This is a genomic window from Embleya sp. NPDC059237, assembly GCF_042754105.1.
Taxonomy (GTDB): domain Bacteria; phylum Actinomycetota; class Actinomycetes; order Streptomycetales; family Streptomycetaceae; genus Embleya.
In genome coordinates, this window is record NZ_JBHZAE010000029.1 from 76,861 (window position 1) to 92,115 (window position 15,255).

Sequence of the window (15,255 nt, forward strand, 5' to 3'; positions counted from 1 at the left end):
AAAGACCTTCCGAACCCCCGGTCGCGGCGCGATCAGGCGTTGACGGCGTGTTGCATGGCGGCAGCGGCGGAGAGCGATCCGTTGCTGCCGCCCGCGCGTCGGGCGTCGATGCTCATGGATTGCCTGGCGGTGCTGCGGGCGGTCCACCCGCCGCACCGCGCCGCCGCGATCGACATGGGGGCGTTCCGGCGTGGCCTGCGCGGCCCGTTGGGGCCGCTGCTTCCTCCCGCGGACGCGTCCGGGGACCGGTTCGACGCCTTGTGCCTGTTCGACGAGCAGGGTGTTCTGCGCGACGCGGTCGAGGACCTGTGCCGCGAGCACCTGGTGCCGCATCCGGCGCTGGAGGGGCACTGGTCGTGGGGGCGGGTGCGGGCCGAGCAGGAGGAACGGCGTCTGTACGAGATCCTGCGCCGGTTGCCGCCGGAGGAGTACCGGCGGGCGCGGGCCCTGCTGTGCGAGCATCCGGCCGGTGCGGTGCGGGAGTTGCGCAGGGCGTGGGACGGCCTGTGGATGCGGTTCGACTTCTTCGAGGCGGTCTCCGACTGGCCGTGGTGCCGGTTGGAGGGCTGGTGGTATCCGTGCCCGGTGTGCCGGTGGCCGATGCGGGTCGCCGCCCGCGGGAGCACGGTCGACGTGCGGTGCGAGGCGCACGCGGCACGCGGCGTGCACTACCGCTGCACCCCGGGCGGCCATGGAGACGGCCCCGTGCCGCTGGTGGGCACGGGCAGGGCGGCCGTTGCGGTGCAGGCTATGCCGGCCACCACCGAGCACCTGGCCCTGACCCGCCCGGTGTGGCGCTACGGAACCCTCCCGACGCTGATGGAACTCGCGCTGCGGGACGCGCTGGCCGGTCTCCCGCACACCCGTGTGTGGATGTGGCCGGGGACGGTGCGTCCGGACGAGTACGACCTGCACGTGGAGGTGACGGTGCCGGGGCGGCGCAAACGGGTGTGGCGGGTGGACGCCAAGGCGTGGGAGTCCACGACCGCTCTCGCCGACATGCTCGAGCAACGCGACATTCCCCGGTGGGCGTTGACGATCGTGCTGCCCGACCACCAGGAGGGCGAACGGCACTTCCTCACCGCGCGGTTGCGCGGGCGCCGCATGACGGTGACCACGGTCGGGCGTCTGGTCGCCGCCGTCCGCGCGGCCTGCGGGGCGGGGGCCCGGTGACGCCGCAGGAGTGGCTGCAGCGCGGGTTGGCCGTCGCGACACCGCTGGCGTTCGCCCAGGAGTACTTCGGGTTCCGTGACGCCCTCGGGCGGACGGTCGTCCCGCTGGACCAGGCGTACGTGTGGGCCGCCGCGCGTCCGGACCTGTGGGAGCGGTGGCCGCGCGTGCCGCGGCGGGTGCGCGAACTCGCCGGTCGCTACTGGCACGTGCGCGAGGAGGCGCTGGCCGGTCGCGGGCCGTTCCTCGGACTGGCCCGCGCCTACGCGGCGGATCCGGCGAGTTTGTACCGGCTGCCGTCGGACGTTGCGCCGCGCGAGGCGACGTACGTGATCGCGGCCCACGCACAGGAACCCCTGGCACTGGCGGAGGAACTGGTTCGCGAGGCGGAGGAGTACCACTACCTCGCCCGCGCCCCGTTGCCCGTGGCCGGTCCCGGACGATGGACCTTCGGCGGGCGCGAGCCGTCGACGATCACCATCCCCGACACCGAATCCGACGCTCTCGTGCCCCCGGTGGATCTGCGGACGGCCCCCTATCGCGCCCGGGCGACGATCTCCCGGAGGGATGCGCTGCGCACGGTCCGCCGGCAGGCCGCCGCCGACCCCGCCGGGCGTCGGTGGAAGCCGCAGCTGCTGGCCCGGTTCCACGACAGACTGACCGACGCCCGAGGACGCTCCGCCACCGAGCTTCGGATGCCGGCCGGAAGGGTCACGGTCGTCAACGCGCCCACGGGCGTGGGCAAGACCGTCGTGATCAACGCCGTCGCCCCCCGGCTCGCCCGGCGCGGGGACGGGCCCGTCGCGGTGATCGTGGGCACCGTCGACGACGGACTCACCACTGCGGAACGCATCCGGGCCGACGACGAGCTCGTGCACGAGGTGGCGGCCGGCCTCGCCCGGACCCCGGGTGCGTCGCAATTGCGTGTGGTGCCGCTGGTGTCGCCGAACCGGACGGCGGACCAGGCCGAACGCGCCATGGAGCACGGCGGCGAGGAGCGCTTCGACCTGTTGGCGTACGGATGCGACCTGTCGGCATGGGTCACCGACGGTCCACCGGTGCGGCGCGGCCGAGAACCCTGCCTGACCCTCGAGCCGGCGGACGTCGTCGCCGGGGCCGAGTCCGCAGGCCCGCACGCGTGTCCCCGCATGGGCACGTGCGACAAGTACTCGCTGATCCGTGCCGCCGCACGCGCGGACATCATCGTCACCAACCACCACAACCTTCTCCTGGGTGTCGTCCAGGTTCCGGTGGCCACCGACCGGGGCGTGGTGCGGCGGATGAGCGTGCTGCAGTTCGTGACCACCCACTGCCGCGTGCTGATCGTGGACGAGGTGGACCGCCTGCAGAGCGTGTGGTGCGACGCGGGCTCGGAGGACTTCTGCCTGGCCAACCGCGGAACGACCGGCACCTCCTTGCTGATGGAGGTCGACCTGCAGCGCGAGGCGTTGCTTCCCGGCGCCGACCGCCGCATCATCAACGCCCTGTTCAAGGCGCGAGGCCTCGGCGAGCAGTTCCTCAACTACGTCCTCGACGGCGAACTGTGGCTGGACCCGGAGGCCGAGGAGGAGCAACGCCCCGGGTCGGGCTGGCACGTCCCCGGCACCTGGGACCGCGTCCTGCTCAAGAACCTCCTCGGCCTCGACGAACACGCGACGATCACCCCCGGCGAATACGCCGCGTTCCGCGCGATCTTCCCCGACGCGGACAAGAAGGAGGCATTCCCGGAGAAGTTCGCCCCGCTCGCACAAATCCTGCGCGACGCGGTCAGCCGCGACGTCGGCGAAGACGAACTGCCCGTCGTCAAGGTCGAAATCGCACGCGAGCTCAAACGACTCAAGGTCCCGGCGCCGCTGCGACGGGAGGTGAGCAACGCGCTACTGATCCGCGCCTGGTTGGGCAGCCTGCACAAAGCCCTGACCCACCTCAAGTCCGTCGTCGCGGGACTGGGGCCGCAGATCCCCGCCGGCCGCGAACTCGCCAGGGCGTTGGGCGCGGCCACCGGCAACGGCGCCCTGCCCTACGGCCCACTGGGCTACCAGCTGTTCGGGTTCAAGGTCGACAAGAACAACCGGGGCGGCGGCCGGCTGTCCGTGCAATCCCTGGGCGGCGACCCCCACACCGGCACCGTCCAACTCGGCGGCACCGTCGCGCTGGCCTGCGCCGGCCACGAACGCAGCGTCCTGGCCCTGTCGGCCACCGCCTACTTCCCCCGAGCCGCCCGAACCCACCTGCACACCACCCCGGCGTACGTGATGACCGACGCCACCCCGGGCAAGGTCACCGCACGCCCCGGCAACGTATCGGCCTGCGACACGGCGTGGAACCCGATCCGCATCGGCGGCCTGCCCGAATCCCACAAGGCCGACTGGGTCCGCACACTCGGCGAACGCCTGTGGACCACACGCCTGTCCGAACACCTGCGCGACCTCGAGAACACCGATCACGACCGGGCCAGAGCCATGGTGGTCTCCAACTCGTACCCCCAAGCCGCACTACTCGGCACGGGAATCGCGCACGCCATCGCCAACACCGGCGGGCAACCCTCCTGGGTCGCGGTCGTGATCCCCAGGACCGGACCACCACCCGGCATCGCCCTCCCTCCCGGCGTCGTCACCGTCACCGTCGACCGACTCGAGGACCTCCCACGCGCCCACCCCCACGTCAAGGTCGTGTGCGCGCCGCTTCCCCTGGTCGCCCGCGCCCTCAACATCCTCGTCCCCGGCACCGACCGCTCCGCGATCGCCTCGATCTGGGTCGGACTGCGCCCCGTCGCCGACCTCCACTCCTCGACGGCGATGTACGCGAGCACCAACGCCGCGGGCGTCGGCGCCGGCCGGCCCGGGCCCGATCCCGCCCACATGCTCGCCGTGCAGAACCGCGCCGCCCGACGCCGCCTGCACGACCTCCTGCGCAGCGACCCCCGCTTCAGCCGGCTCCCCCCGTACCTGAAGACGGAGATCCTCGCCGGAATCCTCGTCGACCTCATCCAACTCGCCGGCCGCGCCCGCCGGGGAGACACCCCCGTGGAGCTCTACCTCGTGGACAACGCCTTCTTCGACACCCGCCTCGGCTCCGACTTCCCCGCCCTGGTCCGCGCCTACCACGACGAACTCACCGACGAGGAGCAGCACATGCTCCGCCGCGTCTACGGCTCGACCCTGACCGCCTGGCTCGACCTGGCCACCGGCGACGAACTCCCGACCCTCACCCACGTGCCCCTGCCGCGCGAAACCCGGCCCGACCACGAAAGCATCCGATGAGCACACGCGAGACCCACCTGTCCCTGCTCGCCTGCCACACCGACGAGGAACTTCTCGGGACCGTCCACCTGTATCCCCTGCCCGACAAGATCGAGGCCGTGTGGCGCAGCCTGCGCGAGGAGTACCGCGGCGTCACCGGCTCCACCGCCAACCTGCCCTACGCCGGCCTGCTGACGGTGCTGCGCGCCATCGGCTACACCAGCGCCACCCTGTACCCCCAATCCAAGACGCAACCGCCGCGGTTCCTGGCCACCACCGTCCCCATCGACCCCGACGACCTGTACACCGCCGTCACCCTGTGGGAACAGGCCCTGCTGCTGACCCCGAAGGATCGATTCTCCTTCGGCTACTTCAGCCTCCTCGCGGACCTGATCGCCGGCACCGCCCCCGAACGAGTCTCGCTGTGGGAGCACATCACCCGCACCGGCGCGTGCATCGACGCCCCCGGATGGGTGTGGACCGCCGCCGGATGGGCCGTCGTGCGACGCCTGTCCGCGCAGCCGTGGACCATCGACGACAAAGCCGTGAACCTGCGGCCGGACCTGGAGAACTCCCTCCAGGTCTGGGACAACGACCTGCTGTGGTCCAGCACCTGGAGCGCCGCCCACGGCGACAGCCCACCCCAGGCTCCCGCCGAACCCGGCGGCGACGACGCGTGGAAACACGTCGTCCGCTACGCCACCCTGCGTCTCGAAGTCGCCGCGAAATCCCACCCCGGCCTCCCCGGCCCGGTGATCGTCGTCCGCCCCCGCGTCTCCCGCCTGAGCAACACGCTGCGCAACACGCGCACCGCCTGGTTCGCCCCCCGCGACCCCACCGGTCCGCTCCTGAACCTGGCCCTGAGCGGCAAGGGCAAGAACACCCATCTCGAGCACACCACGCGCCTGGCCCTGGACGCCTGGATTCGCATGAAGGGCGAACACGTCTTCCCGCGAAACGACGACGGGGACGACTTCCTCCCGCTCGAAGCCCTCGACCTGAGCGGACCGCCCGGGAACCTGCGCGCACTCATCCCCAACTCCACCCACTACCCGCTCGGCAAGGGCGTGGGCATGTTCACCCACCGTGAACTCGCCCGCCACCTGCCCGCCGCACTGGGACAACCCCTGCTGCGCACCCGGGAGATCGCCGGACGCCACTTCGGCCACGGACGCACCACCGACGCCGGCCGCGACACCGTCCTGCTGGACGACGAGGACTTCGACCTGATCCTCGCCGCGGCGGGATGCCGGCGCCTGCGCATCCTCGCCCTCTACCGGACCCAGGACATGCGCACCCGCATGCAACGCCTGCTCGCCTACCACTTCAACCGCCCCGACCTGGCCGCCGAAGGCATCCCCGACACCCGACTCACCCCCGTCACCGACCACGTCGAGGTACTCCTGCAGCCGGCCCCCGAACTCCTCGCCCACGGCGACCACCACGACCGGCGCCCGGCGCTGACCGCCGAACTCGCCGGCCTCGACGCCCCCGACGGCACCCGCGTCCTGGCCCTGTGCGAAACCGAGTACGACGCCAAGGAATGGGCCCGCCGACGCCGACTCTCCAAACTCCCCGACTCCACCGTCCAAGACCCCGACACCCTCGACGCCAAACACCGCGTCAACGCCCTCCTCGCCCGCCACGGCGTCCTCGCCCAATTCCTCACCCCCCAAAAGCGCAACCCCCGCACCAACCCCCGGAAGAAGAACCGCGAGGCCGGCACCGACCTCGAACGCCTGGCACAGGAACTCGAATCGGACCACCGCGGCCACATGGCCGTCGCCGACCTCAACCGCGTGGCCGGACTCGTCCACCCCCGCCTGACCAAAGCCCTCACCTTCGGCCCCCACGGCATCAAGGAACCCCTCGTCCACGTCGGCCTGCACATGCGCCAACAACTCGGCGCACGCCGCGGCCGAATCACCGACGAACCCAAACTCGTGTGGACCCTCGTCGCCCTCGTCCCCCACGACGGCCGATGGCGCACCCTGGCCTACCTCCCCGACGAACACCGCACCGCAGGCACCTGGCTCGACTACGCCACCGCCAACCGCACCTTCCGCGCCCGACCCCTGCCCGACGGCCGACGACGCGACGCCCTCCTTCCCAGGTCCATCGACCACGCCCTGTACACCCTGGGCGCGCACGCGCGCACGGCCTCCGGTTATGTGGTCCACGCCTCGGGGGAACAGACCCGCAGCATTTGGCCGCTCATGGCCAACAGACACCTCGGCAAGGTTCCCGACGGCGACGGACTGATCGACAATCGACCCGCCCTGCCCGGCTTCACCCTCCCCGCCGACCAGCGACCCCGAGCCGTCGTCCGCGTCACCTCCGGCGGCGACGACCTCGCCCCACCCGCACTCATCGAACGCCTCGTCCACACCGACGGCGAAGAAGACCTCACCGAAGGCAAGCTCGCGACCGGCCTGTTCCGGATGGAACACAGCGACGACACGTTCATCCTGTGCAACCTTCCCCACCAATACAGGGGCGGCTCCCGATACGCCCGCGCGGGAGAGCACTACAGCCGCTGGGCCAGCACCGACGCGAAGGAACAGGCCGAAACCTGGTACAGCCACACCACCACCGAGATCACCGTCCTGCACCACCCCGCCACCCAGCCCCTACTCGCACACGCCTTGGCCGCGGCACGCCTGTGCGACCACGCACTCCACTGGAACCACCGCACCCGATACCCCGCCCCCATCCACCTCGGCATCCAGATGGACAAGAACCACCCCGAATACCGCCGCACCGTCGACGCCTGCGAAAGCGACAACGACCTGTGAACCCTTGCCTCTCGTGACCGCAACACACGCAGCACCGCCGGACCTCGCCCACGTGCACCGGCCGGTGCATCCCAGACTTCGCCGCGATCAGACACCGACGCCAGAAACTCGGAACTTCCTCGCAGCCGTGCACACCCCCTCGAGCCACGAAGGTTCCCAACACCGACGACAGGAGTAACCCTTGAGTGCCACCAACAAGTTCGGCGCCGCGTGCGCAAACCCCGACTGCGCCACCTACGTAGCCCCCCGCACAGGCATCATCACCCGCACGGCCACCGGCACTCGAAGGCACGCATGGGCGACCTGGTGCACCACCTGCGCGCCGCACGCCCCCCGAGGAGCCGCCTCCCACGACACCGACCCCGATCGAGAAGGCCCGGTCTCCGCCGCCTGACGGCACGCCGGCCCCGACGAGCCCGGTGGCCGGTCTCCTCACGCCGAGCCGGCCACACAAGCCCGCGAACCGCGGGCAGGACGCCGGTTCGTCAGCGGTCGATCGCCCACGACGCGTCAGCCGGCGGGATGCCCGCGGAGACGATGTGTCGGACGATCCGGAATGCCTCGGCGAGAGGCACCGTGTCCGCGTTCGGATACTCGTCGCTCTGCCCGTTGGCCAGGACGAACCCGCTACCGCAACCCTCGGCTCCGGGGTCCGTGGCGTGTTCGCCCGGATCGCCCACCCCGTCGAGCAGCATCACCATCGCGCGATCGGCGTTGCTCACAACGGCCAGCCGTCGACCCGACGAACTCGTCAGCCACGACTCGAGCCTCCCGTCGGCGATTGCTCGCCGGAGTGTCTCGACTGCCGACTCGGCCGTCACCGGCCCGAGGCCGTCAGCGAATCTCCAGCTCTCACCCACGCGACGACCCTCTCACGCCTCAACTCGGAGAGCCGGCCACGTCAAGCAGGACGAGACATCGGCCGTTCGGGGACAGTTCGAAGACCAACTCCCGTCGACGGCTCCGACAAAGGGCGCGAACAAGGACGGCCGGGCGGGACGGGGTGGTGCCGCCACCCGGAACGCGCCCACCGGGCGAGCCGGAGCAGCCACGCGAGCACGAGTCCGGCGGCGATGGTCTCCACGAAGTTGTTCACCCCACCAAACCTGCCGGCGGCCCCGGCCCGCTTAGACAGTTTCGGACAGCGCACCCGTAGGAGTTGCCTCTCGTCGCACGCGCCGGATTCGACGCGTGCGGCGGATGCCGACGGACCTGGCGGCCACGGCAGGAACAGCGGAGGCCGCCGTCCCCCCGACGAGGAACTGCGCCCGACTCTCCTCATGCCAAGCTGGCCACACGAGCCCGCGACCGCGGGCAGGACGCCGTCCTCGCATCCGCAGCCTCCCGGTGGTCTCCACGGCCCACGTCCGTGTGAGGTGCCACGCGGGCAACCGTCGTCCCGCAGCCGAAAGGACGAAGGATCACCGCCGTCGCGGTGATTGCGTGCGGCAACGGTGAGCACGTGGATCGCCTGCATCACGCGGTGTCCGCGGAGATGGTTGGGGCTCGTGGCGTCGACGTCTTCGGGGCCTCGGCCGCAGGCGAGGGGCGCCATGGCCGGGCACTGCACCTCGAGTGCCCGACCCGGGGGAGTGTCGGGAACCCCCCGCAGGCGCGTCGAGGCCGCGGTGAAAGTTCACGGCGAGCCGTGTGGACGTCACTCGCCGATGGTCACGAAGCGGTCGCCCCCGTGGGGGTTTCCGTGTCCGTGGGGAATTCGGCGTTGCTTCGGTCGCGTCGTGGTCGCCACGGACGATCGACAGGCCAGCGCTCGGCCCGATAGAGCGGCGGGATGTTCTTGTCGCCCTTCCGGGGCGGGTTGAGCGTGCGCACCATGGCGCAGTCCGGGGTGAGGGTCAGCGTGACCTTCCGTCCGGATACCGTGATCGAACCGGGGCCGATGCTCACCTTGCCTTCGCTCGGCCTGCGCAGGAGGACGTCCAGAACGCGCGTCAGCGCCTCGCAGCGCTTCTCCAGCGGCACCTTGGCGAAGAACGGACTGTTCAGCGCGTCGGCGTGGAAGACGACATGCGGGCCACGCCCGACGTGGCGAACGCGGGCCTCGTCCGTGACGGGCCGCCGGGGCGACGGAACCGGAACCGCCGTGCCGTTCCTGTCGTACTGACCCATGGCCATCACCGGCCACGTCGGCCGGAGGGCCTCCGCGCGTCGCCTCGCGGCATCCTCCCGCCTGCTCCCGCATGCGCCGCTCGTGCGCCGCGCGGCGCTGTCGGGCTTCCTCCATGCGCGTTTGGCGTTCGGAGCGGCGCCGGAGAACGTCCTCGAGGGGGACGTGACCACGATCGAACCAGGACACGGCCGGTCCCCGGAAACCGACGACGTGTGGGTGCGCCGTGTCCAGGTAGAACGCGTACGCGTCGCTTCCGTCGATCGTGGGGCTGCGAACGCGAAGCGTGCCGTCGACTCCTCGGGCCAGTCTCCCGATCTGGAGAAAGCGTTCCAGAAGGTGTCGGATCTCGGTGTCGGCGGTGGCCTCGCAGACGATGTACGTCCCCATGTACGCCCGCCGGGCGGGCAACGCGATCCGTGCTGTTCGAACGAACTCCTGTGCCTCGTGGCGAGAAAGGGGTTCGATCGGTCGCCATGCGGTCTCGGCGCCGAAAGCAGGTGTCGAGTCGTACATGTCCGATACCGTACCGACTCGGGGTCGGACGGTGGCTGTACGCGAAGGCGACACGACGAGGTGTCGCCACCGGGCGGGAACTCGGCGACTTCCTTGGACATCCGCGCTCGGGATGGTCGCGAGCGGGAACGGGCGCGTCCGTCCGGCCGGACGCCCGATGATCACCCCGAACTGCTGTTTCGGTCGGCCCTGCGGCTCCACAGAATCGGGCAATCCGGGCGTCCCCGTACCCCACGTCGACCGGCCGAGGGGTGAACGATCCCCTTTTCACGGTTTCTCGGTGCCCGTGTGTTCGGTGACGCGATGATGACGGGACGTGAGGCCACGGAGCCGGAGTTGCGGCTCGGTGTCGATCGGGGTCGTCACTTTGGTTGCGCCTCACCTACCTCGGCAGTTCGGAGCGGATGTGCCGGTGGGGTCCGATTGCGCGGCGGCGATACAGGGGGTCGGGTGGACGAGGAGACGTTCGAGCGGGGGATGAAGTGGGTTTTCGGGATCGTCCTGGTCCTGGGGGCGGCGACGGTGTCGTGGCAGTGGCTGCGGGGACAGGCGTGGCCGTGGATGACGGAACACCCCTGGTGGGTGGCTGCCGTGGCCGGGACTCCCGTGGCCGGTCTCGTGGTTCTCGGTCTGGGCCGTGGCTACGACGACTTCGCGTACGTCGAGGAGTCCGATGCGGCCGAGGAGGCCCGTGCCGGTCGGACACGCGGCGGGTTGGCGTGGCTGGAGTCGGTGAGTCCGACCGATTTCGAGCACGCCTGTGCCGATTTCCTGAGGCGTGACGGTTTCCGGGCGGTGCGACGCGTGGGCGGTCCCGGCGACAAGGGGGCCGACGTCCTGGCCGAGGACCGGTCGGGCCGCGTCCTGGTGATCCAATGCAAGCAATTCGCGAAACCGGTTTCCGCCGGGCACGTCCACGCGTTCAACGGGACGGCCGGGCCCGAGCACGGCGCCGACGTCGCGATCATGGTCGGGCTCAACGGCTTCACCGCCCCGGCGGCGGAATTCGCCGCGAACCACGGTATCCACCTCGTCGGCCGCGCCGAGCTGGGGAAATGGGCGCACGGCACGCACCTGTACGACCTCATCGACGTGTACTTGTAGCGCGGCCGCATCCGCGCCGCCGCCCATGACCGAGTGGGAGCCGAACGCGGACGCCGCCCCGGGCTCCGGCACCGATGCTCCGCGCGGCGTGGCCCAAGCACGCCCCGGGCGCGATAGCCTCGACGTCCGCGCCTCTCGGCGGGGACCCGGTCGCCTCGGTCAAGGCCTCGAATCGTCGTGCCGAGGGATACCCGTGACCGCTGCCACCACCCCGCTGTTGCTCGTCGACGGCCACCACCTGCTCTACAGCGCCTGGTTCGGCTTCCCCACCCGCATCACCAGCCGCAACGGCGCCGACCTCACCGGCGTGTTCGGCACCCTCGCCCTGCTCCGCAAGGCGCAACGCGAACACGCCCCCGATCACGAGGTCCTCGTCGCCTTCGACGGCGAACACGGCAGCGCGGCACGCGTGGAGACCGACCCCGACTACAAGGCCAACCGTGCCGACGCCAACCACAGCCCCATCGCGTCCCTGCCGTGGGTGAAGACAGCCCTCGACGCGATCGGCGTGCGCTGGATCGAGCACGACACCGCCGAGGGCGACGACACCATCGCCACGCTGACCACCCGAGCCCTCGCCGAGGCGCGGCCGGTGCGGATCATGTCCGGCGACCGCGACCTCCTCCAACTGTGCACCGACCCGAGCGTCAGCCTCCTCAACCGCGGCGCTCCACCGGAGCGACGTGTCCAGACCGGGCCCGACGTCCACGCCCGCTTCGGTGTCCACCCCGAACAGTGGCCGTGCTTCCGAGCCCTCACCGGCGATCCGGCCGACAACATTCCCGGCGTCCGCGGAGTCGGAGCCGTCACCGCCGCCCGACTCCTGTCCGGCGGCCTCACCCTCGACCGACTCCTGGCCTCCGAGCGCCTGGTGGGGGCGGTGGGCGCGCGCATCGCCGCCCACGCCGAACACCTCCGCCGATGGTGCGACCTGATTCGCCTCGACCACCGGGTCGACCTCCCCGACGATCTCACCACAGGACACCCCACACCACACCTCGCACCCGCTGCCGCAATCCTGGACCAGCTCGCACTGTGGGACACCACCACGCTGAAGACGCCTCCGCCCGGGAAGGACCGGATCGCCGACCTATAGGACGAACGACACGTCCCAGGCGAACGAGGCACGCAGGCCCCGCTTCCACGCCGCGGGCAAGAGCCGGACCGTACCTCCCCGACGCGTCGTTCCCGCGCACGTGAGCGGCACGATCACGGGCGCGCGCTCGCGCTCGCGGGATGGGCACACCGTTCGGACGGTGTGTACGCGGACGCGAAGTGGCCTCGGGAACGCGGTTGTTGACGAAGCCGGGCGGCAACGGCATGGCTGGGCCTACGGGTCGCCTTCGCCGACAGGAGTGAAACCAACGTGTCCACCCACCGAGCCGTCTCTCCCGCCCCTAGCCTCACTCGCATGGAGACCACCACGCCCCCGGCCAACGACCCCGCCGCACTTCGCGAGGCGCTCGTGACCCGCCTCGTCGACGGCGGCCACCTGCACACCCCTGCCGCCGTCGCGGCCTTCCGGGAGGTCGAGCGTCACCTGTTCCTCCCCGGCGTCGACCTGCGGACGGCATACGTCGAGGACGCCGTGCCCGTCAAGCACGACGACAACGGCGAGATGATCTCCTGCATCTCCGCACCCTCGATCGTCGCCACCCAGATCGAGCAACTCGGCCCCGAGTCCGGCCAAAGGATCCTCGAAGCCGGGGCCGCCACCGGCTACAACGCCTGCCTGCTCGGCCGACTCGTCGCCCCGGACGGCCACGTGTGGACCGTGGACGTCGACCGGGACCTCGTCGACCGCGCCCGCAAGAACCTCGCACAGGCCGGAGCGTCGAACGTGAGCGTCGAACTCGCCGACGGCGCCGCAGGACTCCCCGAACACGCCCCTTTCGACCGCATCCAATTCACCGTCGGCGCCGGCGACGTCCCCGAGCGGGTCCTCGACCAACTCGCCCCCGACGGACGCCTGGTCCTGCCGATGCGCATCCGCGGCAGCATCTCCCGCAGCTTCGCCTTCGAACGCGACGGACGCACCTGGAAGACCGTCTCGTGCGAGATGGCGACATTCGTGCCCCTGCGCAAGGGCGTCTGCGACGACGTCTACACCCTCGTGCCCATGGCCGGGGAAGGCAATGTGCGCCTGGAGACGTTCAGCGAACAGAACGTGGACCGCGAGGCGATCCGCACCGTCCTCGATCAGCCCTCCGGCAAGGTCTACTCCGGCGTGAAGTTCCGCCAGGGCGACCCCTGGGAGTGGCTGTACCTGTACCTGGCGACCGTGCTGCCCAACGGCCTGTCCCGCATGCCCGGATCCCGCCCCGGCTTCACCCCGCATTTCGCATGGGGCTCCATGGCAGCCCTCGACGGCGACACCCTCGCCTACCTGACCGTGCGCGAAGGCGAGGACGAGCAAGGCAGGTTCTGGGAGATCGGCGCCATCGGCCACGGCCCCCACGCCGCCGCGCTCGCCGAACAGGTCGCCACCGAGATCGGTGAATGGGACCGCGGCTGGGGCAACACCGCACCCGAACCCGGCTTCCGCATGGCCGTCGGCGACGCACGCCGGCAACTCGCGCCCACCGAGCCGCGCTTCGTCGTCGACAAGCCCAACAGCCGCCTCGTCGTCGACTGGCCGCGCAGGAGCTGAGTCGATGACCCCCGCGATAGCCGCCCGCATCCCTTTGGTGCGTCGACCGAAAGCGCCCGGGCTACCCCTGGCCGAGCGCATCGACCACCTCACCGCCCTGGCCCTCCCGCCCGCCGACGCGGGCCACCGCGCATTGGTGGCCCGCGCGAGCGGAGTCCTCAACTACGCCGCGCTGATCGCCTCCGACGTCGGGCTGCCCGACCTGGCCGCCGATCTGTGCTGGAAACAGCATCGGGCCTTCGCCGACGCAGGACGCCTCACCGGGAACATCGCCGTGATGGCGCTCATGCCGATGGTGAACCTGGCCCGACGGCTGATCCGCGAAGGCGACGGCCAAGCCGCCTACGAGATCCTGGAACGGTTGCTCCACGCCGGCCGGCGGCGCGGAACAACCGAGATCCGCGACCGGGAGATCGACCTGTCCGTGTTGACCGGCACCGCCGCCGACCACCGAAGAATCTGCGAGGAACTGTGGGCCACCGTGCTGATCGACGGCGCCAGGGCCCTGGCGCGGATCGGCCGTTGGACCGAGGCCGCCGAAACCATGGCCGCGCACCGGGGCGTCGGCAACCGAATGCTCGACGGCCGCCAGATCACGATCATGTCGTTGATGGAACGCGGCCTCGACCGGCAGGCCCGCGCCATGATCGACACCAGCGTCCCCACGGAACCGTGGGAGGACACCGTCGCGGCCCTCCTGCGCGCCCACTGCCGACCCCCACGACCGCACCCCGACCTCGCCCTATGCGAGGTACTCCCGGTGATCACACCGCCCCGACCCGGCCACCGCCGCGTTCCAGGCCCGAGTCGCACTGACCGCGCTCGGCCTGAACCGCGAACCCGCGAACCCGCGAACCTCACCGGCATCCGCGTGAAGGACGCTCTCGCCGACGTGGCCGCCCTCGACGCCTACGCCGCCCGCGACGTCCTGAGCCACCACCCGGCACGCTCCCGCCTGACCCCTGGACAGACCCGCAAACTCCGCGCCGTCCTGACCGCATCGGGGCTCGACGCCGGACATCTCTGCGCAGCCCACGCGCAAGCCCTCACGGCAGCCGTGGACAAAGCCGAAATCGCGCTCCGCAGGCAACTCTGAGCCGCCGCGCGGCGCGTGAGCCCGGGGTCCCGAACGACATCACCCCGCGACTGTCGGTAGGAATCCCTACACTCCGCGTGATGACATCGAACCCATCCCTCCCGGCGCCCGCCCCCGACAGCCTGATCACGAGACCCTGGGTCGAACCCGGAGTCGCTGGCGGTCGGGAGTGTCCCGATGAGCGGTGAGGAAGCCGCCTTGGTCCCGAACCGGAGCGTCGAGTCCGGTACGCGGGGCGTCCTGAACGTCGTCGGCGTCCACCTGTACGCACAGGACTCCCGGGGGCGGATCCTACTCGGGCTGCGGCACCCCGATTCGCTCTACGCGCCCTCCACCCACCACTTCCTGGCTGGACATTGCGAGCAGGAGTCCGCCGTCGCCTGCCTGGTGCGCGAGGCCCGCGAGGAGGCCGGGCTGGTGATCCACCCCGACGACGTCGAGTTCGCCCACGCCCTCCATCTCCTGGACGCTCCGGGAACGTGCCCGCGCATGCAGATGGTCTTCCGCGCCCGGCGCTGGACCGGTACGCCCGAGGTCCTCGAACCGGACAAGTG

10 protein-coding genes are annotated in these 15,255 nt (G+C 71.0%); 8 read left to right on the forward strand and 2 right to left on the reverse strand.

All coding sequences use genetic code 11. From position 1 onward, the window contains the following. Positions 1-54: 54 nt before the first annotated feature. From ACFXKZ_RS49135 to ACFXKZ_RS49145, 3 genes are read left to right on the forward strand one after another with little or no spacing between them, the layout of a single operon-like run. A complete protein-coding gene (locus ACFXKZ_RS49135) occupies positions 55-1,173 on the forward strand; it encodes a hypothetical protein (RefSeq protein ID WP_380013883.1) in 1,119 nt (372 codons plus the stop codon). Next, positions 1,170-4,433 carry a hypothetical protein gene (locus ACFXKZ_RS49140; protein ID WP_380013886.1) on the forward strand — a complete coding sequence of 1,088 codons (3,264 nt, stop codon included), beginning with the start codon at positions 1,170-1,172 and terminating at the stop codon, positions 4,431-4,433. The genes ACFXKZ_RS49135 and ACFXKZ_RS49140 overlap by 4 nt, the downstream gene beginning before the upstream one ends. Next, positions 4,430-7,207 carry an RNaseH domain-containing protein gene (locus ACFXKZ_RS49145; protein ID WP_380013889.1) on the forward strand — a complete coding sequence of 926 codons (2,778 nt, stop codon included), beginning with the start codon at positions 4,430-4,432 and terminating at the stop codon, positions 7,205-7,207. The genes ACFXKZ_RS49140 and ACFXKZ_RS49145 overlap by 4 nt, the downstream gene beginning before the upstream one ends. Positions 7,208-7,692: 485 nt before the next feature. On the opposite strand, the gene ACFXKZ_RS49150 is transcribed toward ACFXKZ_RS49145, so the two are convergent. Next, a complete protein-coding gene (locus ACFXKZ_RS49150) occupies positions 7,693-7,929 on the reverse strand; it encodes a hypothetical protein (protein ID WP_380013892.1) in 237 nt (78 codons plus the stop codon). A gap of 949 nt (positions 7,930-8,878) precedes the next feature. Further along, positions 8,879-9,337, reverse strand: a complete 459-nt coding sequence (locus ACFXKZ_RS49155; RefSeq protein WP_380013895.1) for a hypothetical protein — start codon at positions 9,335-9,337, stop codon at positions 8,879-8,881. Positions 9,338-10,301: 964 nt separating this feature from the next. Here ACFXKZ_RS49155 and ACFXKZ_RS49160 point away from each other — a divergent pair. From ACFXKZ_RS49160 to ACFXKZ_RS49180, 5 genes are all read left to right on the forward strand, one after another. After that, a complete protein-coding gene (locus ACFXKZ_RS49160) occupies positions 10,302-10,955 on the forward strand; it encodes a restriction endonuclease (protein WP_380013898.1) in 654 nt (217 codons plus the stop codon). A gap of 193 nt (positions 10,956-11,148) precedes the next feature. Next, positions 11,149-12,051, forward strand: a complete 903-nt coding sequence (locus ACFXKZ_RS49165; protein ID WP_380013901.1) for a 5'-3' exonuclease H3TH domain-containing protein — start codon at positions 11,149-11,151, stop codon at positions 12,049-12,051. 315 nt (positions 12,052-12,366) lie between these two features. Further along, the gene (gene fxlM, locus ACFXKZ_RS49170; RefSeq protein ID WP_380013904.1) at positions 12,367-13,605 is read left to right on the forward strand and encodes a methyltransferase, FxLD system; all 1,239 of its coding nucleotides are present in this window, start codon (positions 12,367-12,369) and stop codon (positions 13,603-13,605) included. A 4-nt stretch (positions 13,606-13,609) separates the two neighbouring features. Further along, positions 13,610-14,701 carry a hypothetical protein gene (locus ACFXKZ_RS49175; protein ID WP_380013907.1) on the forward strand — a complete coding sequence of 364 codons (1,092 nt, stop codon included), beginning with the start codon at positions 13,610-13,612 and terminating at the stop codon, positions 14,699-14,701. Between the two features lie 177 nt (positions 14,702-14,878). Then, positions 14,879-15,255 (forward strand): NUDIX domain-containing protein (locus tag ACFXKZ_RS49180; protein WP_380013910.1); only part of this gene is annotated, 377 nt, incomplete at its 3' end.

Bases quoted from the DNA above. Each gene is read 5' to 3' on its own strand.
- ACFXKZ_RS49135 (WP_380013883.1), top strand. From the start codon at position 55: ATGGCGGCAGCGGCGGAGAGCGATCCGTTGCTGCCGCCCGCGCGTCGG.
- ACFXKZ_RS49155 (WP_380013895.1), bottom strand. From the start codon at position 9,337: ATGGGTCAGTACGACAGGAACGGCACGGCGGTTCCGGTTCCGTCGCCC.
- ACFXKZ_RS49175 (WP_380013907.1), top strand. From the start codon at position 13,610: ATGACCCCCGCGATAGCCGCCCGCATCCCTTTGGTGCGTCGACCGAAA.
- ACFXKZ_RS49145 (WP_380013889.1), top strand. From the start codon at position 4,430: ATGAGCACACGCGAGACCCACCTGTCCCTGCTCGCCTGCCACACCGAC.
- fxlM (WP_380013904.1), top strand. From the start codon at position 12,367: ATGGAGACCACCACGCCCCCGGCCAACGACCCCGCCGCACTTCGCGAG.